Raw genomic sequence first — 25,363 nt, 5'->3', positions numbered from 1 at the left:
TAGGTCGGATGAATCCGATCGTAGCTTTGTTACAAGTCATGTCAATGGCTGTAACCGCACCGAAATCATCGGCGTAACGTGTGACCTGCGATCTTGTAAATCCTCGGAGGGATTCGCCGCAGATCCGGCCTTGACGAGGCCTGAGTGACACCATAACTTTCCAGACATCCGACGTATAGGTCGATTGCTGGGAGACGTCATGGACGACGAGCGAGCAAGACGACGACCTTGGGACTCTACGACTCATCCGATGCCCTCACCATGGGCCGCAGACGTGTGCGCGCCGCCGAGCGCGGTGTCCCGGCGCCGCTTCATCTCCGGGATAGCGGCCGGCGTGGTCGCTGCTCCGTTCGGCTGGAGTGTGGGACACGCCGTCGCCGCCGGTCATCCGGCGGCCACCGACCGGGAGACCTCCGAGCCGCCGGATCTGATCCTCCGGTACGACGAGCCCGCCACCAGCTGGGAGAGCCACGGACTGCCGATCGGCAACGGTCACCTCGGCGCGGTGATCTTCGGCGGGATCGGCACCGAACGGATCCAGTTCAACGAGAAGACGTTGTGGTCGGGTGGTCCGTCCGACGACTACGACTACACCTATGGCAACTGGACGTCTGAACGCCCGGACGCCCTCGGTGAGGCCAGGCGGCTGGTGGAGGACGACGTCGAGGTGGCGCCGGAGCGGATCGCATCCTTGCTGGGTCAGTCGAAGGTGGGCTACGGATCGTACTCGACCTTCGGCGAGCTGCGTCTCGATTTCGGCGACCCGGAAGGGCCGGTGGATTACGCCCGCGAACTCGACATCCGCAACAGCGTCGCCTCGGTCCGCTACACCGACAGCGGCGTCGGCTACACCCGCGAGTACCTGGCGAGCCATCCCGATGGCGTACTGGTCGTCCGGCTGACGGCGGACCAGCCGGCCTCGCTCACGTTCGATCTCTCGCAGACGATTCCACCGGGCCGGAGTAATACGACGGTACGCCGGGAGGAGGTCGGCGAGCGCGACGCGCGCCTGACCGTCGCCGGAAACCTCGACGACAATCAACTGCGGTTCGAATCCCAGCTGCGCGTCGTCGCCGAGGGCGGCACCGTCGGCGGGACGGATACGACGGTACGGGTCGCCGGCGCCGACGCCGTGACCATCCTGCTGGCGGCCGGCACCGACTACGCCCCCGCATACCCGGACTACCGGGGCGAGGACCCACACGATCGGGTGACGGGAACCGTCGACGACGCTGCCCGCACGCCCTACCCAGAGTTGCGCGATGCCCACGTGGCGGACTACCGGGAGCTGTTCGACCGGTTCCGGCTGGATCTCGGCCAGCAGGCTCCCGAGCTGACGACAGACGAGCTGCTGGCCGCGTACGGCGCCGGAGAGCTCGATCCGGCCGGCGCGCGATACCTCGAGGTGTTGTACGCGCAGTACGGACGCTACCTGTTGATCTCGTCGTCGCGGCCGGGCACGCTGCCGGCGAACCTGCAAGGCGTGTGGGCACAGGGAGTGTCCAACCCGTGGAGCGCGGACTACCACGTCAACATCAACCTGCAGATGAACTACTGGCCCGCCGAGCTGACCAACCTGGCCGAGACGGCGGAGCCGCTGCACGACTTCATCGATGCCCTGCGCGCGCCCGGTGCGGCCAGCGCCGAGGAGATGTTCGATGCCCGCGGCTGGGTGGTGCAGAACGAGACCAACCCGTTCGGCTACACCGGCGTGCACGACTGGCCGACCGCCTTCTGGTTCCCGGAGGCCAACGGCTGGTTGTGCCGTCACCTGTGGGAGCACTACCTGTTCACCCGGGATGAGGAGTTCCTGCGCGAACGGGCGTACCCGATCATGAAGGGAGCGGCCGAGTTCTGGCTGGACTTCCTGGTCGAGGACCGCCGCGACGGGTCGCTGGTCGTCTCGCCGAGTTATTCGCCGGAGCACGGGCCCTACACCGCCGGCGCCGCGATGTCGCAGCAGATCGTCTGGGACCTGCTGACCAGCACCATCGAGGCCGCCGAGACGCTCGACGCGGATCACGCGTTCCGGGCTGAACTGCACAAGGCGCTCGATGCGCTCGACCCCGGACTGCGGATCGGCTCTTGGGGCCAGCTGCAGGAGTGGAAGACCGACATCGACGATCCGGACAATGATCACCGGCACGTCTCCCACCTGTATGCGCTGCACCCGGGCAACCAGATCTCCCCGGCGACGACGCCGGACTACACCGCCGCCGCCGAGGTGTCATTGAACGCCCGGGGCGACGGCGGAACCGGGTGGAGCAAGGCATGGAAGGTCAACTTCTGGGCCCGGCTACTCGACGGCGACCGCGCCCACAAGATGCTGCGCGAGCAGCTGGTGCACTCGACGTTGCCGAACCTGTGGGACACCCACCCGCCGTTCCAGATCGACGGCAACTTCGGCGGCACCGCGGGGGTGGCGGAGATGCTCGTGCAGAGCCACACGGACGCGATCGAGATTCTCCCCGCGGTGCCGGACAGCTGGCCGGACGGGGCGTTCGACGGGCTGCGCGCCCGCGGTGCCGCGACCGTCGGCGCAACCTGGAGCGCGGGTGCGCTGGTGGAGGCTCGGATCACCGCCGACCGCGACGGTGCGCTGTCGGTGCGCCACGCCCAGTTCGACGGGCCGGTCAGAGTCTATCGAGCGAACGATCGCCCGGAGGACTTCTCGCTCGACGACGGTGTGGTGACGGTCGACGCTCTCGCCGGTGAGACCTACCGGATCGTGCCGCTGGCCCGCCTGACCATGGATGTGCCGGCGGAACTCCAGCGGAGCGGGGCGGACGTCCCCATCACCGTCACGCTGGCCGCCAACGAGCGGACGCTGGGCGTCACCCAGGTGACCCTGGAGGTTCCGGACGGATGGTCGACGCAGCCGGAGTCGATCCGGCTGGCGCCGGTACGCCCCCGGGTGTCGCGGACCGCGGAGTTCACGGTGCGCATCCCACCGGACGCGGCCGACGGTACGTACCGCCTGGCCGCAACGGTTGCGACGGACGAATGGTCGCTGTCGACGGACGGCCGCCTGCAGGTGGGGCGGCTCAATCACGCGCTCGGCCGGTCGGCGAGCCAGTCCAGCACCGCGCACGGCGGGGCGCCGCAGCGGGCGGTGGACGGCGACACCAGCGGCGTCTACGGTGCCGGGTCGGTGACGCATACCGACTTCCAGCCCGAGTCATGGTGGCAGGTGGACCTGGGCGAGTCGCAGGACATCTCGGAGATCGCGATCTGGAACCGGACCGACTGCTGCTCGGATCGGCTGACCGACTTCTATGTCCACGTATCCGAGGAGCCGTTCGCCTCGGCGGCGCTGGAGGACACGCTGGCCGACGATGCGGTGTGGTCCTATCACCATGCCGGACAGGGCGGAACGCCGTCGATCGTCGACGTGGACCGGTCGGGACGCTACGTGCGGGTGCAGCTGGCGAGCGACAACGCGTTGTCGCTCGCCGAGGTCCAGGTCTTCGGCGCCGATTGAGCCTCGCCGCCAGCGACCGACGACGGAACGGTGGCGGCGAAAGCGGTCGATGTTTATCTCTTTCGCAAACCGGACATGATCATGGCAGGCATGCGAGTTTGCCACGCAGCGGTTGCGTCGGCACCGGGGAGCCGGCGCAACCGAGGCGCTCCCAGTGTCCAGCGGCGATGAGACTCCGCGCGGCCGCTGATGTGGGGCTTTCCGGTGCGGTCAGACCTTTCCGGCCAGTTCAGGCAGGGCGCCGTTACGGGCGAAGACGGGGATGACGTCGAGCGGCGCCTCGGCATCGATCCACTGGCTGCCGGCGGCGGCGTTCCCGGAGCGCAGATCCGTCCACGACGCCCCCGCGGGCAGATAGACCCGTCGGGAGGTCGCGCCTTCGACCATCACCGGGGCGACGAGCAGGTCGGGTCCGAAGAGGAATTGGTCGGCCAGCTCCCAGGCGACCGGGTCGTCCGGGAACTCATGGAACATACCGCGCATCACCGGCTGGCCGTCGGCGTGCGCCTGCCGCATGAGGTCCCGGGTGTAGTCCCGCATCGCCTCGCGTAGGCGGGCGTAGCGGGAGAGGATCTCGAAGACGTCCGGCCCGTAGCTCCACAGCTCGTTGCCGGCGCCCGTGTGGCGACGGGGCGAGCCGTCGGCGGCGTACACCTCCGCGCTCGGGGCGCGATCGCCGTGCATCCGCATGACGGGGAGGAAGGCGCCGAGCTGGAACCACCGCACCAGTAACTCCCGAAACGCCGGGTCGTCCACGTGGCCGCCGCCGAATCCGCCGATGTCCGTGGTGAACCAGGGGATGCCCGCCACGCCCATGTGGATTCCGGCGGTCACTTGGCGGCGCATGGACGGGAACGACGAGTGGATGTCGCCCGACCAGACGAGCGCGCCGTAACGTTGGCTGCCCGCCCAGGCACAGCGGACGAGGTTCACCACGCCCGTGCGGTCGGAGCCGCCATCGCCCCCGTCGCGCGCGCCGCTGCCCTCGTCGTGCGCGCCGCTGCCCTCGTCGTGCGCGCTGCTGTCCTCGCCGTGCGCGCCGTCGTCCGTCATGCCGTTGTAGAAGGCGCGGGAGAACAGCTGCGGGTAGAGATTGCCGACCTCGATCGCCTGCCCCAGGTGGTACCGGTAGGCGGCGTAGTCGTAGCTGCCGTATTCCGGCTCCGCCTCGTCCAGCCAGAACATGCGGATCCCGTGGCGCGCGTAGTTCTCCCGGCACTTCTCCCACACGTACGCACGTGCGGCGGGGTTGGTCACGTCGACGAACCGGCTCGGGCCGCCGAACTGCATCTGGATGTCGACGCCGCGGTTGGTGAGGGCGAGCAGACCGCGGCGGGACATCTCCGCGTAATTCTCCGACTCGTGCGACACCTGCGGCCAGACCGACACCATCAGTTCGACGCCGAGTTCCGTCAGCTCGGCGACCATGGCTGCCGGATCGGGCCAGAACTCCTCCTCGAACCGGAAATCGCCCATCCGCGGCCAGTGGAAGAAGTCGGCCACGATCACGTCCAGGGGCAGGTCACGCCGCCTGTACTCGCGCGCGACGTCGAGCAATTGCTCCTGGTCGACGTACCGCAGCTTGCTCTGCCACAGGCCGAGGCCGTATTCGGGCATCATCGGGACGTGCCCGGTGGCGGCGGCGTAGGCGCGGGTGATCTCCGCCGGGCTGGATCCCGCCGTCACCCAGTAGTCGATCTGGCGGGCGGACTCGGCCTCCCACTCCGTCCGGTTGGCGGCGAACGTCGCGCGACCGATCGCCGGATTGTGCCAGAGGAACCCGTATCCGGCGCTGGAGAGCACGAACGGCACGCTGACCTGGGAGTTCCGGTGTGCCAGCTCGAACGTGCAGCCCTTGATGTCGAGGATGTCCTGCTGATACTGGCCCATCCCGTACAGCTTCTCGGCGGGATCGGAGTCGAGAAGCACGCGCGTACGACAGGTGCCGCCGGTCTGGGCGTCGTAGTCGCGCGCCCGGATCTTCAGCGCCCCGCCGTCGCCGGTCTCGCGCAGCAGGAGCCGTCCGTCCACGTCGTAGAACGAGAGCCGGCAGGAGAACCGCGGATAACCGAGCTGGGCGTCGAAGAACTCCCGGGCCTTCGCCTCGACCCGGATCCGGCCGTTCACCAGGACAGCGGTGTCGCCGTCGAGCTCGAGCCGGGCCGCGGCGTGCGTCCCGGGCTCGGGCACCAGTAACGCCCAGTCGGTGTCGGCGACGTCCGCGCCGAGTGCGGATCGGACCCGCACGCTGTCCTTTCCCCACGGCTCGACGACGACGGTCTCCCCGCCACCGCGCCAGGTCAGTCGCAGGCCGTCGACCTGGAACGGTCCGTCCGCCGGCAGAGTCTGTTCGATCATGTGTGCTAACCGTGCCTTTCGCCGTCTGCGAGTCGTGAGATGAGATGTGTGCGGACGTCACCGGCCGCCGCTCCGGGCGGGTGACGGGGTGATCGTCCGCGACGTGGTGCTGGGAGCGTGCCGTGTGCCGTTCGGCAGGATGCCGGTGCTGAAGATGTAGACGAAGGAGAAGTACGCCGGCACCACCAGGCCGAACACCGGTACCAGGCCGGGGATCAGGTAGTACACGCACAGCACCACCGCCACCACGACGGCGTTGACCGCGGCGTAGACCGGCCGCGCGAGGACGAACACGGCGCTGCGCCGTACCAGCGCGGGGACGCTCTCGGAGAAATGCGCGGACAACGTCCCGACACATGCCGTCATGCCGAACACGAACACGGTGAGCAGCCACAGCAGCCCGGCCAGCAGTGGGCCGAGCGCGCCCAGATCGACCGTGGTCAGCAGGTGGCGGTCGAAGAGGAGCAAGGACCAGATGGCCACGAAGGTATACCCGAGACAGTTGGCGGCGCGGAACTCCCGCCTCCACGCCGCGCGGAACTCCGTACGCAGCCGTGCCCGCGGTGCGGCACGCGCCCCGCCTTGGCCGCCGCCGTCGTCGCCGCCACGCATGAGGTCCTTGCGGAGCACGGCGTAGACGGCCGCCGTCGCCGGGAACACGCCCAAGACCACTCCGCCGACGAGTGTCCAGCCCAGCCAGAGCAGGTGCAGCTGGAAGAGACGTAGCCCCGTCTCACCGAGGCCGATGTGCCATCCGAGCAGCCGGTTCATCTCATCAGCCCTTCACCGACCCGATCATGACGCCCTTCTCGAAGTAGCGCTGCAGGAACGGGTAGAGCGCGATCACCGGGAGGGTGGAGACGATGATCACGCCGTATTTGATCTGATCCGCGTACTGCTGGGCATAGCTCGTGCCTGAGCCACCGGCACCACCCGATCCGCCGGCGAAGGCCTGGTTGGAGATGAGGATGTCGCGCAGCACGATCTGCAGAGGCTGCAGGCTGTAATCGCGGATGAAGACCAGGCCGGTGAAGAAGTCGTTCCAGTGATACACCAGGTAGTACAGGCCGATCACGGAGATGATCGCCTTCGACAGCGGCAATGCGACCTTCAGGAAATACTGGAAATACGACAGCCCGTCGATCATCGCCGCCTCGAACAGCTCCTCGGACAAGGAGTACTCGAAGAACGCTCGGGTGATGATCAGGTTGTACACGTTCACCGCCGACGGCAGGATGAACACCAGCCAGTTGTCCAGCAGGTTCAGGTCGCGGTAGAGCAGGTAGGTCGGGATCAGCCCGCCGTTGAAGAACATCGTGAACGCGAAGAACAACATCAGCGGCCGCCGCGGGCGGAACTCGCGGCGGGAGAGCGCGTAGGCGGCGGGCAGCGTGACGCACAGGTTCAGCGCCGTACCCACCACGCTGTAGAGCAGCGTGTTCCGGTAACCGGTCCAGATCCGGCCGTCGCTCAAGATCTGCTCGTATCCGAACAGGTTCACGCCCTGCGGGATGAGCCAGACCTGGCCGGTCGCGACCTTCGAGGGATCGCTGATCGACGCGATCGCCACAAAGTAGACGGGGTAGACGACGGCGAAGAGGATCAGGAAGCAGACCACGGCGAGCGCGATCGAGAACGCGACGTCGCCCGCCTTCCGCTTTCGGACGGGCATGTTCAGCCTCGACATGTGACTCGGGCCCTCCTCACCACAGGCTCGTGTTCGACACGCGCTTGGCGATCTGGTTGGCGACGACCAGGAACGTGAAGTTGATGAGCGTGTTGAACAGTCCGATCGCCGTGGAGTAACTGAACTGGTTGTTCAGGATGCCGATCTTGTAGACGTAGGTCGAGATCACTTCGGAGACCGGCAGGTTCAGCGTGTTCTGCATCAGGAACACCTTCTCGAAGCCGGTGTTCAGCACGTTGCCCATGTTGAGGATGAGCAGGATGATCATCGTCGGCGTCAGTGCGGGAAGGTCGACGTGCCGGATGAGCTGCAGCCGGTTCGCGCCGTCGATCTTGGCCGCTTCGTACAGCTGCGGGTCGACGCGGGAGAGCGCCGCCAGATAGATGATGCTGTTCCATCCGCAGTGTTGCCAGACGTCGGAGATCACGTAGACCGGTACGAACGTCCGGGTGTCGCCGAGCAGGTTGACACCCGAGATACCGAAGAGTTCCAGGAACTGGGTGAGCAGCCCCGACGACGGGGACAGGAACACGTGCAGCATCCCGACCACCACGACGATCGAGATGAAATGCGGCAGGTAGGTGGCCGTCTGCATGAACCGTTTGTTGCCCGCGTGGGCGATCTGGTTCACGATCAGGGCCAGCACGATCGGGGCGATGAATCCGACCACCAACGTCGCCAGGCTGATCGCGATCGTGTTCCGCATCAGCGTCCAGAACTGCGGGCTGTCGAAGAACTGCTGGAAGTACTTCAGCCCCACCCATTCGCCGCCGGTGAGGCCGCTGGCGAAGTCGAACTCGCGGAAGGCCAGCTGGATCCCGTACATCGGGATGTAGGCGAACACGGCGACGAAGGCCACCGCCGGCGCCACCATCGCCCACAGCTGCCAGTACAGCTTGACGTGTCGTGCGAGGCCGTGCCCCCGCCGCTGCACGCGCGGTCGGGGCGGTGCGGCGGGGGCGGCCTCCTTGGCTGCGACTGCCATGGCGTCAGCCCTGGTCGGCCATGTACTCGTCGTAGTAACGCTGGTGGATCTCGATGTTGTCGCCGAGCCCCGAGCCTTCGACCTGGGAGACGTAGCTGTCCCACTCGTCCTCGACGCCGCCGGAGGTGATCCACTCGGCGAACTTCGTCTGGGTGATGTTGAGGATGTTCGTGTCGTTGAGCGCGAGCGTGTTCTGGTCCTCCTGGCTGAACTGGATGAACTGCGACGGGTAGACGTCCTGCTCGAGATCCATGTTGTCCAGGGCCTCCTGCAGGGGCTCGGTGTCGTCCCTGGCCTCCTGCAGGTCGGTCGGCAGCGTCACGTCGATGTCGTCGCGGATCCACATGGGACCGAGGTCCGCGATCGTCGTCGTCCATTTCCAGGTCGACGGGTCGGTGGTGCCGTCAGCAGGGGGCAGCACCTCGTACTCGGTGTCGCTGACCTTCTCGATGTTCTCGCCGAACTCTCCCCACAGGACCTGCAGCGAGATGTCCTGCTCATAGAATGCGTCGACGACGCGCAGGGCGGCCTCCTTGTCCCCGGCGTTCGCCGACATGACGATCTGATTGGCCGGATAGTTCTCCCCGTAGCCGTCGTACGTCCAGGTCACCGGCTCGCTCTGGCCGGCCTCGGCGAGCAGCGGCGCGGTCGCGACGTATTGTTCGGCCAGCTGGGCGCCGAACCGGTCGCTCGCCGTCCATCCCCAGCTGAAGCCGACCCGTGCGGTGTCGCCGTCGCCACGGCCCACCGACTGGTACGCGGAGTAGTCTTGCGTCATCACGTCTTCGCTGATCAGGCCTTCGGCGTAGCAGCGGCGGAGGAACTCGATGACCTCCCGGTAGCGCTCGTCGACGAGGAAGTTCCCCACCTCGCCGTCCTCGAGGAAGTAGCCCTGACCGCCGCCGCTGGAGATCGGCAGGCCGAGGCTGCCGAGCAGGACACTGGGCTGGAAATAGCCGAAGCCGTCGGTGCCTACCGGCGACCAGTCCATCGGGATCTCATCGTTCGGATCTCCATTGCCGTTCGCGTCCTGCTCCTTGAAGGCGACCAGCACGTCGAACAACTCGTCCCAGGTGGTCGGAACGTCGAGGCCGACCTCGTCCAGCCACTGCTGGTTGATGTATTGGTGCGTGACGGTCTCCGGCCAGAAGCGCCGGTATCCGCCGATGGCGTAGACCTCGCCGCCGGTCTGAGTAGCCATCGACTCCAGTTCCGGGTTCTCGGCGAACATCGCCTCGACGTTCGGCATCGCCGCCAGATCGTCGCTGAGGTCCTCGAAGAGGGTTCCGAATGTCGCGAGGTCGGAATCGGTGATGGCGTTGGTGCCGACGATCAGATCAGGGACGTCGCCGGCAGCCAGCATGGTCGACTTCTTCTGGTCCCAGTCCGACGAGACCTCTTCCCATTCGATGGTGACGTCGGCGAGCTCCTCGAGATCGGTGACCCATCCCATCTCCTCCACCGGCCCGGTGAGCGCGTGCTTGGTCACCAGGATGCTCACCCGGCCGTCGCCCGAACCGTCACCACCCCCGCCGTCGCCGCCGGAACACCCGGCGAGGATGAGTCCGGCCGCCGCGACGGTGGACGACGCCGTACGTAGCGCCGTCCGTGCTGGTGTGGTCCGCGCCGGCTCTTGCCGGCCGTTGTTCCTGCTGGCCATGGACTCCTCCTTGAGTTCAGGTCTGACGCGCGCCGGGCGGCGCCGTCGGGTCAGTCGGTGGTGTCCGGCTTCACGTCGCCGGGGTCGAGGTCGTGGAGGGGGTATCGCGCAGCCGGCAGCCAGACCCGCATCGCTCCCGACGTGCGATTCCCCCAGCTGCCGAAGGGGATCGCCGACACAGTGAGGCGCCGTGTAGCTCGCCGAGCCGCCATGGCGTCGTCGGTGTGGCTGGCGCCGGCGGCGTCGGCGTCGGCGTCGGGGTCAACGTCGTCGGCAGCGGCGCGGTAGAGCTCGTTCTCGGGTTCCATCAGCTCACCGGCCACCTCGAGCACCGGGGGAGCCGGTACGGCGTCGGCGCTGCCGGGGATGCGGACGCCGGTGCGTTCGGACGGCGCGACGCTCGGATCGGCCGCCACGTCGTCGAGGTCGACGCCGGGCGGCAGGTCGGCCTGTTCCACGCAGTAGACGACGGGGCCACGCTCCAGCGCGACGCAGCCGCGCACCGCGTCGACACGTGGATGGGCGCGCGTCCACCGGGGCTTGACGTCGAACTCGACCCGCCACCGCCACTGCTCGTCCGCCTGGCCTGCCGGTTCGGGTCGCTGGTCACCGGCGACCGGAGGAGCGGCGTGGCCGGGTTGGAGCCGGACGAATCCGTCCGCGTCCGCCGGCATCCGGCCGTCGTCGCTGGTCGCGCCGTTGGACCAGCGCGGAACACGCAGTGCGAGCCGGAAACCCGGCGCCAGCCGGCCGTTGAGCGTGATGTCGACGACGCCGCTCGCCGGGTAGGTCGAGCGGACGTGGACGACTCCGTCGCCGACGTGTTGCGGGAGCTCGATGTCGCAATCGGTGTACTGGCAGATCCGCAGCTCGTCGTCGCCGAGTGCGGCGGTGTACGAGCTGAGCTGGGCGATGAGGCGGGCGACGTTGGGCGGGCAGCAGGCGCACGCGTACCACTCGGCGCGCTCGCGCGGGGCGTTCTCCTCGTCGTACCGGTCCGGGCGGAGCTGCAGCGGGTTGGAGTAGAAGAAGCGGGTGCCGGTGGCGTCGACGGAGGCCGCGATCGCGTTGTAGAGCTCGCGCTCGATGGTGTCGGCGTACCGGGCGTCCCCGGTGGCGAGCAGTATCCGCCAGCTCCAATGCAGGTCCGCGATGGACGCGCAGGTCTCCGCGTAGGCGCGGTCGGAGGGGAGTTCGTAGTCGTCGCCGAAGGCCTCGTCCCGGTGGCGGGAACCGAACGCGCCGGTGATGTACTGCTTCCGCTTGTGAGCGTTAACCCACTGCGCCAGCTGCGCCTTCATCAGTGCGGGTTCGCCGGTTTCCAGGTAGAGGTCGGTGACGCCGCAATTGAGGTAGAGCTGGCGGACGGCATGTCCGACCGCGGTGGTCGCCTCCCGCACGGGCGCATGATCCTGGAAGTAGCGCGCTCCGAGCCGACCGACCGGGAGCAGGCCCGTGCCGCGCAGATCTATCATCCGCTGGGCCAGGGTGAGGTATCGCCGCTCGCCGGTGTGCCGGTACAGCTCGACGAGCGCGGTCTCGATCTCCGGGTGCCCGCAGACCCCCTTCTGACCCTCGGGCCCGAACCGGCTGTCGATCAGGTCGGCGAACCGCCGCGCGATCCGGAGCAGATCGTCCCGGCCGGCGGCCCGGTCCAAGGCGACGGCGGCCTGGATCATGTGGCCCAGGATGTACATCTCGTGGGTCCACTCGAGCTCGGCGAACCGCTTCTCCGGGCGCACGCCCTGGATCCAGGTCATCACGTAACCCGTGGCGTCCTGTACCCGCGCGACCAGGCCGATCACGTCGTCGAGCCAGGTGTCCCAGCGCCGGGTGCCGGAGCGGGCGATCTCCCAGGCCACCGCCTCGATCACCTTGTACAGATCGGAGTCGGCGAAGACGAACCCTCGATACTCGGCGTCCGACTCACCCACCACGCGGCGAAAGTTGTCCAGCACACCAGACGCCTCCAGCTGGGCGACGCAGTGCGGAATCGTGGCGTCGGCGTTGCGCTCCTGCCACGCGCCGAGCGCACCCGCGGTGCCGAGGCGGACGGCGCGTACATCCAGCGGGCGGAGAACCGCGATCCGTGCACGCGGGATGGCGGGGCCGGCCGGTATGCGCGTGTCGGTCGCGCTGGTCGCGCCGGTCGCGTCGGTCGGGTTGGCTGCGTCTGTCGGGCTGGTCGCATCGGTCGCGCTGGTCGTATCGGTCGGGCTGGTCGTGTCGGTCGCGCCGGTCATTTCTGTCGCGCCGGTCGTGTCGGTGGGCATCCGCTGGGCGAGGGGTTCGGCCAACGCTGGCTCCCTTCGGCGTCGAGGTTGCAGGAGACGCTAAGCGCCTAGTTCAGCGTTGTCAATAGGTGGACTCGGAGCGGTCGGGCGGCACCTGTGTGAGCTGTCGTGGTGATTCTGACCGTGCGGCGTGTTCGTGTGTCGGGTCGTGGTGATTCTGACCGCGTGGAGCAGCTCGGCATCACACGACGAGTCACTCAACGGGCCAAAGGCGGCGAGAGGCGGCTGAAATGCGCACGACCGGTGGCACGACCCGCTTTGGAGCGGTTGGATTCCGCACGACGGGCGGCACGACCCGCTTTGGAGCGGTTGGGTTCCGCACGACCGGTGGCACGACCGCCTTGAGGCGGCCGAAATCCGCACGATTGGCCACGCGACCGATGGCTCGACCGTCCCATCGGCGGCTGTGGTCCAGGCGGCCGTCCGCGCAACGCTGTTCTACTGCACGTCGTGGGCTCAGGTAACGCTTGCGGCGTCGCCGGGGCGCTCAAGCGTTACGTGAGCCCACGACGTCGTGGCGCGCGGCGTGGCGTCATGACGCAGGCGCGGACGAGTCCCGGATCACCAGGTGTGCGCCGGTGCGCACCTCGCGGCCAGCACCGTCGTATCCGCCCAGCCGATCGACCAGCATCCGCACCGCGGCGTCGACCATCTCGCCCTGCTCGGGGCTGACCGACGAGAGCGACGGCGTGGTGAACTCGCCCTCATCCGTGTCGTCGAATCCGGTGACCGCGACGTCGTCCGGTACCCGGACACCACCACTGCGCAGCGCCCGCAGGACGCCGATGGCCAGTGCATCGTTCATGCACGCGACGGCGTCGAACGTCGCGCCGGTGCGTTGCAGCCCCACCATCGCCTCGTAGCCGGATGCGCGCCGGTCCCAGTCCGACCCGAACGCGACGAGCGCCTCGTCCGGGTGGACGCCGAACGCCTCGTGCGCCGCGAGGTAGCCGGCGTACCGTGCGCCCTGCGGATGCACCCCTTCGGGACCGTTCCAGACGAGGGCGATCCGGCGTCGCCCGGTGGCCAGCAGGTGCCGGGTCACCGCCTCGAAGCCGATGTGCTCGCCCATGACCACGCAATCGAGCACAGGCGTCGGCGCGCCGCCGAGCTGGACCACGGGCCGGGACACGCCTCCCGCAAGGAGCATCTCGCCGGTGAAGTGATGCGGGCACACGATGACGCCGTCGACGTCGCGGGTCGTCACACCGAGCGCGGCATCCCGCTCCGCCGCACGGCCGTGAGCGATGCGCAACGTGCTGGTCAGGCCCCGGTCGGAGAGAGCGAGGATGAGCCGCTCCGCCAGCTCGGCGAAGTACGGCTGGTAGAGGTTCGGCACGACGACGGCGACCCGCCCGGTGCGCCCCGACACCAGCCCTCGGCCTGCGGGGTTGACCGCATACCCGACCTCCGCCACGGCCGTCTGTACCCGCTCCCGAGTCGCCGACGAGACGTTGGGCCGGCCGAGCAGCACGTTGGAGACGGTCTTGGCGGACACACCGGCGCGCGCCGCGACGTCGTCGAGCGTGGCCCGCCTCATGTCGCTCCCGCGCCGAGCGTCGATTCGCGACGCACCAGCCGTACCGGCACCACCGCGGAGCGCGCATGCGCGGACGCCTGGCCGGAGAGCCGGTCGGCGAGCAGATCGAGCGCCGCCCGGGCGAGCGGTTCCCGGCCGGGGTCGATGGTGGTGAGCGACGGGGTGGAGAACCAGCCGTCGTCGAGATTGTCGTAGCCGACCACCGCGACCTGCCCAGGGACGTCTACCCCCGCGGCGGCGAGGCTCGCCAGCGCACCGAGCGCGACCTCATCGTTGACGCAGATCAGCGAGTCGACCCCCGGATGTCGATGTAACACGTCGGCCGCTGCCTGCTGACCCGCGCGACGGTCCCACGTCCCGCCGAGCGGCACGTGCTGTACCGAGTCGACGTCGAAGCCGGCGGCGAAGAGTGCGCTCCGCATCGCCGCTGACGGCGCGGATCCCGGCTCGCCGGGCGTGCGGGCACGGTCTGGCCCGAGGATCGCCGGGTGGGCACGGCCCATCACGGCCAGGTGTCGCGCGATCAGCGTCGCGGCGTCGGCGACGTCCTCGGCGACGTGGTCGACGGCGCCCGAGATCCGCGGCGCCTGCACCGCGACGACGGGTCGCTCGCCCAGCCCGTCCGGTACGACGGCGGTGGCGTCGTCGTCGCCGATGAGGACGACGCCGTCGAAGGTCCGGCCTCTGGCGTCGAGAACGGCGTGCACGTTCTCCGGATCGCGGTGCGTCGGCTCGACCGCGGCCTGCATTCCACGCCGATCCGCTTCGGTGACGAGCGCCTCGACCAGACCGGCCAGATACGGCCGCCGCAGTTCGGCGACGGCGATCCCGACGACGCCGGTGCGCCCGGTGCGCAGGGCGCGGGCGCTGCCGTTCGGCACCCATCCGAGCTCCTCGATCGCGGCCCGTACCCGCTGCACCATCTCGGGCCGGATGTGCGGCTCGAGGTTCACCACGCGAGAGACGGTTTTGACCGAGACTCCGGCGTGCTCGGCCACATCTCGCATGGTCACGCGCATGCGGACAGTGTATGCGGCGACCTCGCGGCGCCCCGCTGCCGCACGTTCCGGTGCGGGGTGCCCGATCAGCTCACGGACGGTTGTACAGGCCCAGGAACGTCACACGTGGCGTCGACCGCGCCTGCAGGATGTGCACCCGGATCCGGTCCGTGCTGACCGCCTCCTCGAGAGCGAGGATGCGGCTGTAGCCGATGGTCGTCGCCGTCAGGTCGCCGTCGGTGTCGGTCAGCCGTGTCCACGCCTGCGCGTCCGCATCCCAGGCGTCGACGGCGAACTGCTCCACCTGTTGCCCGCGGGTGATGTCCTCGCCGAGCCTGATCCGATCGAACGTCCGCGTGGCCGGCAGCTCAACCTCGAGAGTGCCGGTCGTCGCCTTCCGCGGCGGTGACCAGGCAGTGGCCAGGGCGTCGTCGGTGAGCGTGGCGACGAGCTTCGGATCGCCGGGCGGCTCGGTATCGTCGGGCTGCGCTTCCAACAGGTTCGTCCGGTACGTCGCCCGGATCGCGTCGCCGAAGGCCGACAGCTCGGCGACGTCGCGTCCGTCGACGCGGCCGTCCGGCGCCGGCGGCACGTTGAGCAGTAGCACCGCATTGCGGCCGACGGACTTCTGGTAGGTGTCGACCAGATGTTCGGCCGTCTTCGGGTTCTCATCCGGGTGGTAGAACCAGCCCGGCCGGTTGGACGTGTCGGCCTCCGCCGGGTACCACTGCAGGTACTCGATGCGCGGATCGGCCAGCACGGTGCGGGAACCGATGTCCTCGGCCCATGCGCCGCCGGGGATCAGGCCCTCGTTGTGGGTGCTGTCCGGGTCGCCCGTCATCGGTACGACGCTCCACTCGGTGGTGCGCGCGACACCGGCTTCGTTGCCCACCCAGCGGGTGCCCTGCGGCCCGGCGAACACCAGAGTCTCCGGGGAGAGCTGCTCGATCAGCCAGAACCAGGTGGTGAAGTCGTAATCTTGGGTGATGCCGGAGTCCGCCCACGGGTTCGCGCCGTCCAGCCAGAACTCGTCGATCGGGCCGTACTCGGTGAGGATCTCGTAGATCTGGTTCAGGTAGTAGGCGTCGTAGTCGTTGGCCACGACCTCGAAGCTGGGCAGTTCGCCGGAGGCGACGTCGTCGGCGCGGTCGTCGTTCGGCACCAGGGTGGGAATGGTCCGCTCGGTCGGCTCGCTGCCGTTGCCGAATCTGCCCAGGCCGGCCGGCGGCGCGGGCGCGTCCTCCAAGGTCGCCCGTTCGGCGCTGTTGCGCTGGTCCGCCGGTTTGTCTTCGACGTACGGCAGATACGTGTCGGCGTGCCACGCGTGCGGCAGCTCGGCTCCGTCGGATGGGGAGAGGTAGACACCCACCCGCTTGCCGGCCGCACGCGCCGCGTCGACGTAACTGCGCAGGATGTCGCCCTGCGGGTTCCGGCAGCCGGCGTCGCGGATCTGCCAGTAGGCGTCACCGAGACCGGAGCCGCGGTCCTGTTCGGCCTGTTCGCGTGCGTCGACGACGGCGGCCGCTTCGGCGTCGTCGCAGTTCTCCAGGTCGACCCACCACGGGCTGGCGATCACCGAATGCGGCGTGTAGCGGGTGGGGTAGAGGACGAATCCGTCGTGGTGCTTGGCGGTCAGCATCGCCAGGCCGGCGTCGATCGCGGTGAACGTCTCCATCCACTGGTCAACGTCGACCCGCGGCGGCTCGAACACCTCCTCGGACTCCATCCCGGAGCCCCACTCCCGGTCGGTGAAGGTGTTCATGCCGAAATGGGTGAATCCAGTGATCTCGTGCCGTTGCCAGCTGATGTGCCGGGCTTCGGGGACGGTCTTCGAGGCCTTGTCGAGGACGCGGTCGAACCCGTCGCAGTCGAGCACCGGTAGGACGGATGCGGGGCGGACGGTCGACACGCACTCCGGGTCGTGCCCGTTCCCTCCGGAACGGGGTGCCGACGCGGACGGCGAGGTGGTGGCGGCGATGGATGCGGTGATGGCGAACACGGTCCCAACGGTGACTGCCGCGGTCGCGCGGCGGGGCGGTGACTGGCGCAACTGTCCTACTCCGATCTGGCCGAGTGGACTAGACGTATGACCCCATAGTGGTCGGATAGGCACACGTTGTAAAGGGCTTTAGTCTTCGTGTATCTCGGTGTATGGTGGGGCACTCATCCGACGTATGGGTCCCGATCGGAAGGACCGTTGAATGCGCACTCGGCCCGCTCCTCGAATTCCCGCACGTGTCCATGCCACGTTGATCATTATCGTCGCCGTGTTCGCCCTGCCGCTCATGCCGGCCAACGCCGAACAGCCGAAACCGGTGACGGCCGCGCCGGAGAGCCCGGACGTGATCCCGACGTTGGAGAACTGGGAGGGGGACGATCGGGAACGCCACGGCGGTGAGTTCGAGCTGACCAGGCGGTCGCGCATCATCGTCGACGCCGGTACGGATCGGGCCCTCGACGACGCGCGGCGACTCGTCCATGAGATCTCCGCACAGACCGGCCGCCGGCTCCCGGTCGTTCCCGGTTCGGCCCGGGCACGCGCCGGCGACATCGTGCTCACGCTGGACACGCGTCGCGCCGACCCCGACGACCTCGGCGACGAGGGTTACGAGCTGGAGATCGACGACGTCCTGCGCATCACCGGGGCCACCGAGACGGGCGTCTTCTACGGGACCCGGACCATACTGCAGATGCTGGCCACCGACGACGCGCTCCCGATGGGCCGCAGCGTCGACGTCCCGGAATACGCGGAGCGAGGCGTCGGTGTCTGCGCCTGCTACATCCACATCTCCATGGAGTGGTTCGAGCGGTTGATGAAGGACATGTCCTACCTCAAGCTCAACCAGCTCTGGATCGAGGCGAAGGTCAAGAGCGACGAGTACCCGGAGACGGCGTTCTGGGGCTACTACACCAAGGACGAGATCCGGCAGCTTTCCGAGATGGCGGAGAAGTACCACATCACGCTCGTCCCGGAGATCAACTCGCCCGGTCACATGGACCCGTACCTGGAGAACTACCCGGAGTTGCAGCTAGAGGACCGGAGCGGTGAGCGTCAGCCCTCCCGGCTGGACATCACCGAAGACGCCGCCTTCGACTTCCTCACCGGACTGATCGATGAGGCACTTCAGGTGTGGGATGCGCCGTACTGGCACATGGGCGCCGACGAATACATGCTCGGCTCCGAGTATGCGAACTTCCCGCAGATCCTGGAATACGCGCAGGAGAGGTTCGGGCCTGACGCTACGCCGCAAGACGCGTTCGTGGACTTCGTCAACCGCATCAACGCGCACGTCCAGGGCCAGGGCAAGAAGCTGCGTATCTGGAATGACGGGCTCGCCGGTGAGAACACCGTCCCGCTCGACCCCGATATCGTCGTCGAACACTGGGACGGGCGGGAGCGGATCCTGACGCCGTCGGAGCTGCTCGATCAGGGGCACCGGGTGATGAACGCCTCGTATGCCCTGTACCTGGTGCGCGGCGGGTTCATGACGGACACCCAGGCGCTCTACGAACAGGACTGGACCCCGCTGGTCTTCGAGAACGAGACGCTGACCGAGCCGCACGACGACGTGACCGGCGCGAAGATCACCATGTGGCCGGACAACGGCCGCGGCCACACGGAGAACGAGGTCGAGGAGCAGGCCTTCATGCCGTTGCGGCACATCGCCCTGGCGACGTGGGGCGGGCCCAAGCCGTCGGAGACGTATGCGGAGTTCGTCGCGCTCGCCGAGGCGATCGGCCGGGCGCCGGGCTGGGACGACGGTGATCGTCAGCCGCTGCCGGAGGGCACGTACGCGCTGGCCGATGCGGTGACCGGTGACCGGCTCGCGCCCGTCGCGGCGGAGGACGGCGGCCATGTGGTGTTCGCCTCCGGATCCGCGGCGACCTGGGATCTGCTGCCCACGGACGACGGGTACTACCGGTTGCGGGCGGACGGCACGGAGCTGTGCATGAACATCACCGAGGGCCGCCGGTACCTGAACGTTCCGTTGGAATCCGGCGCGCCGTTCACGCTGACGCCCTGCTCCACGGCGGCGGACGCGAAGACGCAGCGCTGGCAGGTGATCGATGACGGGAAGGGCGAGCTCCGGGTGGTGAACGCGATCTCGCAGCTGCCGGTGGCGCGGAACGGCGACGGGCTGGCCGTCCAGGTGCCACCGGACGTGCAGGAACCCGTGGTGTTGAGCGCTTCCGGGTGACATCGGCATACCCTGTGGGGTAGACATCCGATGTTTTCGATGGAGGCGTGGGCATGGCCGTCACCGATGAGGCGATCCTCAAGATCAAGGAGATGATCGTCGGCGGGGAGCTCAAACCGGGAGACCGGCTTCCGCGTGAGGCGGACTTGGCGGCGCGCCTCGGCCTGGCACGGAACTCGCTGCGAGAGGCCGTCCGGGCGCTGTCGCTGATGAACATCCTCGACGTGCGTCAGGGTGACGGGACCTACGTGACGAGTCTCGAGTCGCCACTGCTGCTGGAGGCGATGAGCTTCGTCGTCGACTTCCACAGTGACGACTCGGTGCTGCACTTCTTCGAGGTGCGCCGGATCATCGAACCGGCTGCGGCGGCGATGGCGGCGACGCGGATCAACGATGACGAGCTGGCGGGTCTTCGCGACCTGCTGGACCAGATCGACTCCGACGCGCCCGTGGAGAAACTGGTCGCGAACGACCTGGAGTTCCACCGCAGGATCGGGGAAGCCTCTGGCAATCCTGTGCTGACGTCGTTGATCGAGGGATTGTCGGCCCCGACCCAGCGCGCGCGGGTCTGGCGCGGCCTCACTGAGCAGGGCGCCCCGGAGCGGACGCTGAGCGAACATCGCGCGGTCTACGACGCGCTGGCGGCCGGCCAGCCGGACGTGGCGCGGTCCTGGATGACCGTGCATGTCGCGGGCGTCGAGCAGTGGCTCCGCCAAGCGCGTGCCTGACCGTGTGCCGCAGGCGAGGTGTGCCGGCGTCGTCCTAGACTGAGTATGTCATGGGACGCGCGAACGATGAGGTCGCGGAGCTGCTGCAAGAGTACGCCGATCTCGTCTCGATCACCGGCGGCGACGCCTACAAGGTGCGTGCCTATGAGAAGGCCGCCCGCGCCGTGGCGGGCCACCATGAAGATGTCTCCGACCTCGACCTCGCCGGTATCAAGCGCATCCCGAACGTCGGCACGTCCATCGCCGAGAAGATCGTGGAGCACATGACCACCGGCAAGGTGGGGGCCGTGGAGGAACTGCGGGCGAAGATCCCGGCCGGTGTCCGGCAGCTCACCGCGATCCCGACGCTGGGTCCGAAGCGTGCCATGGCTCTGTACGAGGAGCTTGAGGTCTCCTCCGTCGACGAACTGGCCGAGGCTATCCGGTCCGAGCGGCTCCGCGATCTGAAGGGGTTCGGCGAGAAGACCGAGGCGAACCTGCTGCACGGGATCGAGCTGCTGCAGGCGTCCGGTGGACGGGTGGGCATCGACCTGGCGACTGAGGCAGCCGAGACGATGGTGCGCGAGCTGTCCTCGGTGACCGGTTGCCGGCGGTGTGCGTACGCCGGGTCGCTGCGGCGCATGCGGGAGACCATCGGCGACATCGACATCCTGGCCGCCTCTGATGATCCCGGCCCGCTGATGGAGACGTTCGTCGGACTCCCGGACGTCGCCGAGGTGATCGCACACGGGGAGAAGAAGACGTCCATCCGCACGGCGAAGGGCCTGCAGGTCGATCTCCGCGTCGTGCCGCCGGCGTCATGGGGCGCGGCGATGCAGTACTTCACCGGGTCGAAGGCACACAACGTCCGCACCCGGGAGATGGCCGTCCATGCCGGTCTCAAGCTGTCCGAGTACGGGCTCTTCGACGCCGAGACCGACGAGCTGCTGGTCTCCGAAACAGAGGAAGAGGTCTACCAGCGGCTCGGCCTGCCGTGGATCCCGCCGCAGCTGCGCGAGGACCGCGGCGAGATCGAGGCTGCCCAGCGGGGCGAGCTGCCCGACCTGGTGACCGAGGACGACCTCCGTGGAGACCTGCATACGCACACCGACCTCACCGACGGCCTGAGTGCGTTGGAGGAGATGGTGGCCGCCGCCGCGGAGCGCGGCTACGAGTACTACGCCGTGACTGATCATGCGCCGAATCTGTACATGCAGCGCATGTCCGACGAGAAGATGCTGCAGCAGCGCGGACGGGTGCGCGAGCTGGACCGGGAGCACGGCGGCATGCGGCTGCTGCACGGCACCGAGCTCAACATCGATCCGGAGGGCGGCGTCGACTGGCCCGCGGAGTTCCTGGAGGCCTTCGACCTCTGCGTCGCGTCGGTGCACTCACACTTCACTCAGTCGAAGGCGGAGATGACGCGGCGACTGGTGCGCGCCTGCGAGAACCCGCATGTGCACATCATCGGACATCCCACCGGGCGGATGATCGGACGACGGGACCCCATCGACGTGGACCTGGACGCCGTGTTCGAGGCATGTGCCCGTACCGGGACCGCATTGGAGATCAACTCGTTCCCGGACCGGCTGGATCTGCGCGATGAACACATCCTGTGGGCGCGACGGCACGGCGTGAAGTTCGCGATCAACAGCGACTCGCATTCCCGGATCCATCTGCCGTTCGTGCGGTATGGGATCGGGACGGCGCAGCGTGGCTGGCTGAGTGCTGACGAGGTCATCAATACCTGGCCGCTGGACCGGCTGCTCGCCTTCCTGGGTCGGGGCTAGCCACGTGAGCTGATGGGATGCGAGTTTGGTGGGTCATGGCGCCCTAAAGTCGTCTTCGATCCGGGAACGACGGCTCGTGCCGGGCTCGATCGGCGACCTTGAGTCTCAGCGCCGGGCCGCGTTTGACCATCGGGGGTGTGGCTTCGTATCCTTGGACGTCGGCGTGCTTCGCGCCGATGACCCGCATGCCCACCTCGCGGTGGTGCGTGTGTGCCCGAAACGCCCGACGAGCTATCAGGCCTGATTGAGAGAGTGAGACCGCGGTGTACGCGATCGTCCGTAGCGGCGGCAACCAGCAGAAGGTGTCCGTCGGCGATGTCGTCGATGTCGACCGCCTCGACAGTGAGGTCGGTTCGACGGTAACCCTGCCGGCCGTGCTTGTGGTGGACGGCGAGACCGTCACCAGCGACCCGAACAAGCTGTCCAAGGTTTCGGTGACCGGCGAGGTCCTCGACGAGGTCAAGGGTCCGAAGATCCACATTCTCCGGTACAAGAACAAGACCGGGTATCGTCGGCGCCAGGGGCACCGGCAGAAGTACACCCAGGTGAAGATCACCGGTATTGAGACGAAGTAGGTAAGCGCGATGGCTCACAAGAAGGGCGCCTCGTCCAGCAAGAACGGGCGCGATTCCAACGCACAGCGGCTCGGTGTGAAGCGTTTCGGCGGCCAGCTGGTCAACGAGGGCGAGATCATCGTCCGCCAGCGTGGCACCCACTTCCACCCCGGCAACAACGTCGGCCGCGGCGGTGACGACACCCTGTTCGCCACTGTCGCCGGGACCGTCGAGTTCGGCCGGCGGCGTGGCCGCAAGGTCGTCAACATCGTCCCGCCCGCGGGGGAGTGACCCCCGCTTCAGGGATCTAGACAGAGCAGCGGGCCGGTCACCATGACCGGCCCGCTTTTTCGTGTCGCCGTAGGCCCCAGGGCGGCGGCGACTAGCGTGAATGTGAGAGGGAGGTGACGGACCGTGGCGATACCGTCGTTCGTCGACCGCGTCGTGCTGCACCTGGCTGCCGGGAACGGCGGTCATGGCTGCGCGTCCGTGCATCGGGAGAAGTTCAAACCGCTCGGTGGCCCGGACGGGGGTAACGGCGGCCGCGGAGGTGACGTGATCCTCGTCGTCGATGCGAATACGACGACGCTGCTCGACTACCACCGTGCGCCGCACCGGAAGGCCGGCAACGGCACCGCAGGCGAGGGCGGGCACCGCAATGGCGCCGACGGCGACGACGTGGTGCTGCCGGTCCCGGACGGTACGGTCGTCTCCACCCGCGACGGCGAGGTGGTCGCGGACCTGGTGGGCGTGGGGACCAAGCTGGTCGTCGCGCGCGGCGGCCGGGGCGGCCTCGGCAACGCCGCGCTGGCCAGCACCCGGCGCAAGGCACCGGGTTTCGCGCTGCTCGGTGAGCCCGGCGAGACGCTCGACGTCATCCTGGAGCTGAAGAGCGTCGCCGACATCGGGCTGGTCGGCTTCCCCAGCGCCGGAAAGTCGAGCCTCATCGCCGCGGTCTCCGCCGCCCGGCCGAAGATCGCGGACTACCCGTTCACCACTCTCGTCCCGAACCTCGGCGTCGTGGAGGCCGGTGAGGTGCGGTTCACCATCGCCGACGTTCCCGGCTTGATCGAGGGAGCCAGCGAGGGCCGCGGGCTGGGGCACACCTTTCTCCGGCACGTCGAGCGCTGTTCGGCGCTGGCCCACATCATCGACTGTGCCACCCTCGAACCAGGGCGGGATCCGCTGAGCGACATCGATGTCATCGAGGCCGAACTGGAGAGGTACGGCGGCTTGGCGGAGCGGCCCCGGATGGTGGTGCTGAACAAGATCGACGTACCGGAGGCACGCGAGCTGGCCGAGTTCGTCCGCGACGAGGTGCGTGCGCGCGGCTGGCCGGTGTTCATGGTTTCGGCGGTCTCTCGCGAAGGTTTGCGGGAGTTGACATTCGAGATGGCGAGGATCGTCAGCGCCGCACGCGCGGCCGCGCCGCCGGCCGAGCCGACCCGATTGGTGCTGCGGCCGACCGCCGTCGACGACGAGGGCTTCACCGTCACCAGGGAACGTACGCACGACGGCGAGCGCTACCGGGTGCGCGGGACGAAGCCGGAGCGCTGGGTACGCCAGACCGACTTCACCAACGATGAGGCTGTCGGCTACCTGGCCGACCGTCTCGCCCGGCTGGGCGTGGAGGAGGAACTGGTGCGCGTCGGCGCGCAGCCCGGTGACGAGGTGGTCATCGGTGGCGAGGACGCGGTGGTGTTCGACTGGGAGCCGACGATCCAGAGCGGTGCGGAACGGCTGGGCCCCCGCGGGACGGATACGCGGCTGAACGGCTGACGAGGAAGGCGGACGATGGGATCATCGGGACGACGTGAGCCCGTGGCCAAGGCTGCCCGTGTGGTGGTCAAGGTCGGCTCGTCGTCGTTGACGACGGCTCGCGGCGGACTGGACGAGAGCCGGCTCGAGGGGCTGGTGAACGTGTTGGCCAGAGCGCGGGCGACCGGTCGCGAGGTGGTGCTCGTCTCCTCCGGGGCCATCGCCACCGGGCTGGCGCCGCTGAACATCCCAACCCGTCCGCGTGACCTGGCGCGTCAACAGGCCGCGGCGAGTGTCGGGCAAGGTCTGTTGATCGCGCGCTACACGGGCGCGTTCGCCGCGCACGGACTGCAGGTGGGGCAGGTCCTGCTCACCGTCGACGACGTGACCCGTCGCTCGCATTACCGCAACGCCTACCGCACCCTGCACATGCTGCTGAAGCTGGGCGTGGTGCCGGTGGTCAACGAGAACGACACGGTCGCCACGCACGAGATCCGGTTCGGCGACAACGACCGGCTGGCCGCGCTGGTGGCGCAACTGGTGCATGCCGACGCGCTGATTCTGCTCTCGGACGTCGACGGTCTGTACGACGGCGATCCGCGCCGGGCCGGGACGTCACGGGTGTCCGAGATCCATGACCTGTCCGAGCTCGACGGTCTGAAGATCGGCGGTACCGGCGCGTCAGGCCTGGGCAGCGGCGGTATGCAGACGAAGGTGGAAGCCGCCTCGATCGCCACCGGGTCAGGAATCGATGTGGTGCTCACCTCGGCGGCCGACGCGGGCGATGCGCTGCGTGGCGAGGAGGTGGGAACCTGGTTCCACTCCCGCGCCCGGCGTCGTTCGACCCGGTTGCTGTGGCTGGAGCACGTCGCGGACAGCCTGGGGCGGCTGCACCTTGACCCGGGGGCGGTGCGGGCGGTGGTGGACCGGCGCAAATCGCTGCTGCCGGCCGGCATCACCGCCGTCGACGGGTCGTTCACGGCTGGCGATCCGGTGGATGTGGTGGATCCGTCGGGCGTCGTCGTCGCTCGCGGGCTGGTGAACTACGACGCCGCCGAGCTGCCCGCGCTGTTGGGACGCTCGACGCGTGAGCTGGCCCGAGAACTCGGCGCGGAGTACGAGCGCGAGGTCATCCACCGCGACGACCTGGTCGTCCTGCACCACAGCTGAGCGCCAACTCGCCAGAGCGCCGGATGGGCTCACGACGGTAGGCGTACGACGGTCCCGCACGACCAACCGCACATGTGGCCGTTCACCGGGTGCTGGATGGGCTCACGACGGTAGGCGTACGACGGTCGCGCACGACCAACCGCACATTCGGTCGTGTATCCGCTTCGTGTGCCCGGTTGTGG

At 68.4% G+C, this 25,363-nt stretch carries 17 protein-coding genes; 8 read left to right on the top strand and 9 right to left on the bottom strand.

Annotation, left to right across the window (positions count from 1 at the left end):
• The first annotated feature begins 250 nt into the window (after positions 1-250).
• The gene (locus tag G1H10_RS12010; RefSeq protein ID WP_163737486.1) at positions 251-3,481 is read left to right on the top strand and encodes a glycosyl hydrolase family 95 catalytic domain-containing protein; all 3,231 of its coding nucleotides are present in this window, start codon (positions 251-253) and stop codon (positions 3,479-3,481) included.
• Positions 3,482-3,691: 210 nt separating this feature from the next.
• On the opposite strand, the gene G1H10_RS12005 is transcribed toward G1H10_RS12010, so the two are convergent.
• From G1H10_RS12005 to G1H10_RS11965, 9 genes are all read right to left on the bottom strand, one after another.
• On the bottom strand, positions 3,692-5,839 hold the full coding sequence (locus G1H10_RS12005; protein WP_163737483.1) for a glycoside hydrolase family 31 protein: 2,148 nt from the start codon (positions 5,837-5,839) through the stop codon (positions 3,692-3,694).
• Positions 5,840-5,896: 57 nt separating this feature from the next.
• Positions 5,897-6,610, bottom strand: coding sequence for a YesL family protein (locus G1H10_RS12000; RefSeq protein ID WP_163737480.1), 714 nt, complete (start codon positions 6,608-6,610; stop codon positions 5,897-5,899).
• Positions 6,611-6,614: 4 nt separating this feature from the next.
• Positions 6,615-7,526, bottom strand: a complete 912-nt coding sequence (locus G1H10_RS11995; RefSeq protein ID WP_163737477.1) for a carbohydrate ABC transporter permease — start codon at positions 7,524-7,526, stop codon at positions 6,615-6,617.
• Between the two features lie 16 nt (positions 7,527-7,542).
• A complete protein-coding gene (locus G1H10_RS11990) occupies positions 7,543-8,511 on the bottom strand; it encodes an ABC transporter permease (RefSeq protein ID WP_163737474.1) in 969 nt (322 codons plus the stop codon).
• 4 nt (positions 8,512-8,515) lie between these two features.
• The gene (locus G1H10_RS11985) at positions 8,516-10,171 is read right to left on the bottom strand and encodes a type 2 periplasmic-binding domain-containing protein (protein WP_163737471.1); all 1,656 of its coding nucleotides are present in this window, start codon (positions 10,169-10,171) and stop codon (positions 8,516-8,518) included.
• 50 nt (positions 10,172-10,221) lie between these two features.
• Complete coding sequence (locus G1H10_RS11980; protein ID WP_216853182.1) at positions 10,222-12,468, bottom strand: glycoside hydrolase family 127 protein; 2,247 nt, start codon at positions 12,466-12,468, stop codon at positions 10,222-10,224.
• Positions 12,469-12,997: 529 nt separating this feature from the next.
• Positions 12,998-14,005, bottom strand: a complete 1,008-nt coding sequence (locus G1H10_RS11975; protein ID WP_163737468.1) for a LacI family DNA-binding transcriptional regulator — start codon at positions 14,003-14,005, stop codon at positions 12,998-13,000.
• Positions 14,002-15,024, bottom strand: coding sequence for a LacI family DNA-binding transcriptional regulator (locus tag G1H10_RS11970; protein ID WP_216853181.1), 1,023 nt, complete (start codon positions 15,022-15,024; stop codon positions 14,002-14,004). Before G1H10_RS11970 ends, G1H10_RS11975 begins: the two co-directional genes overlap by 4 nt.
• A 70-nt stretch (positions 15,025-15,094) precedes the next feature.
• Positions 15,095-17,002 (bottom strand): alpha-L-fucosidase, encoded by a 1,908-nt coding sequence (locus G1H10_RS11965; RefSeq protein WP_216853180.1) that lies wholly within the window; start codon positions 17,000-17,002, stop codon positions 15,095-15,097.
• A 202-nt stretch (positions 17,003-17,204) separates the two neighbouring features.
• On the opposite strand from G1H10_RS11965, the gene G1H10_RS11960 reads away from it, so the two are divergent.
• The 7 genes from G1H10_RS11960 (at position 17,205) to proB (ending at position 25,181) form a co-directional block, all read left to right on the top strand.
• Positions 17,205-19,202, top strand: a complete 1,998-nt coding sequence (locus G1H10_RS11960; RefSeq protein WP_174264285.1) for a glycoside hydrolase family 20 protein — start codon at positions 17,205-17,207, stop codon at positions 19,200-19,202.
• A 53-nt stretch (positions 19,203-19,255) separates the two neighbouring features.
• Entirely contained in the window at positions 19,256-19,930 is a 675-nt protein-coding gene (locus G1H10_RS11955; RefSeq protein WP_163737466.1) for a FadR/GntR family transcriptional regulator, read from the top strand.
• Between the two features lie 50 nt (positions 19,931-19,980).
• Complete coding sequence (gene polX / locus G1H10_RS11950; RefSeq protein WP_163737463.1) at positions 19,981-21,699, top strand: DNA polymerase/3'-5' exonuclease PolX; 1,719 nt, start codon at positions 19,981-19,983, stop codon at positions 21,697-21,699.
• Between the two features lie 263 nt (positions 21,700-21,962).
• A complete protein-coding gene (gene rplU, locus G1H10_RS11945; RefSeq protein WP_163737461.1) occupies positions 21,963-22,274 on the top strand; it encodes a 50S ribosomal protein L21 in 312 nt (103 codons plus the stop codon).
• Positions 22,275-22,283: 9 nt separating this feature from the next.
• Positions 22,284-22,544 (top strand): 50S ribosomal protein L27, encoded by a 261-nt coding sequence (gene rpmA, locus G1H10_RS11940; RefSeq protein ID WP_163737458.1) that lies wholly within the window; start codon positions 22,284-22,286, stop codon positions 22,542-22,544.
• A 129-nt stretch (positions 22,545-22,673) separates the two neighbouring features.
• A complete protein-coding gene (gene obgE / locus G1H10_RS11935; protein WP_163737897.1) occupies positions 22,674-24,032 on the top strand; it encodes a GTPase ObgE in 1,359 nt (452 codons plus the stop codon).
• Between the two features lie 15 nt (positions 24,033-24,047).
• Positions 24,048-25,181 carry a glutamate 5-kinase gene (gene proB / locus G1H10_RS11930; protein WP_163737456.1) on the top strand — a complete coding sequence of 378 codons (1,134 nt, stop codon included), beginning with the start codon at positions 24,048-24,050 and terminating at the stop codon, positions 25,179-25,181.
• Positions 25,182-25,363 lie beyond the last annotated feature (182 nt).

It is taken from the genome of Phytoactinopolyspora halotolerans (assembly GCF_010550675.1).
GTDB classification, from domain to species: Bacteria; Actinomycetota; Actinomycetes; order Jiangellales; family Jiangellaceae; genus Phytoactinopolyspora; species Phytoactinopolyspora halotolerans.
Note: the sequence above shows the minus strand (reverse complement) of the source record. Positions and strands in the feature narration are given on the sequence as shown.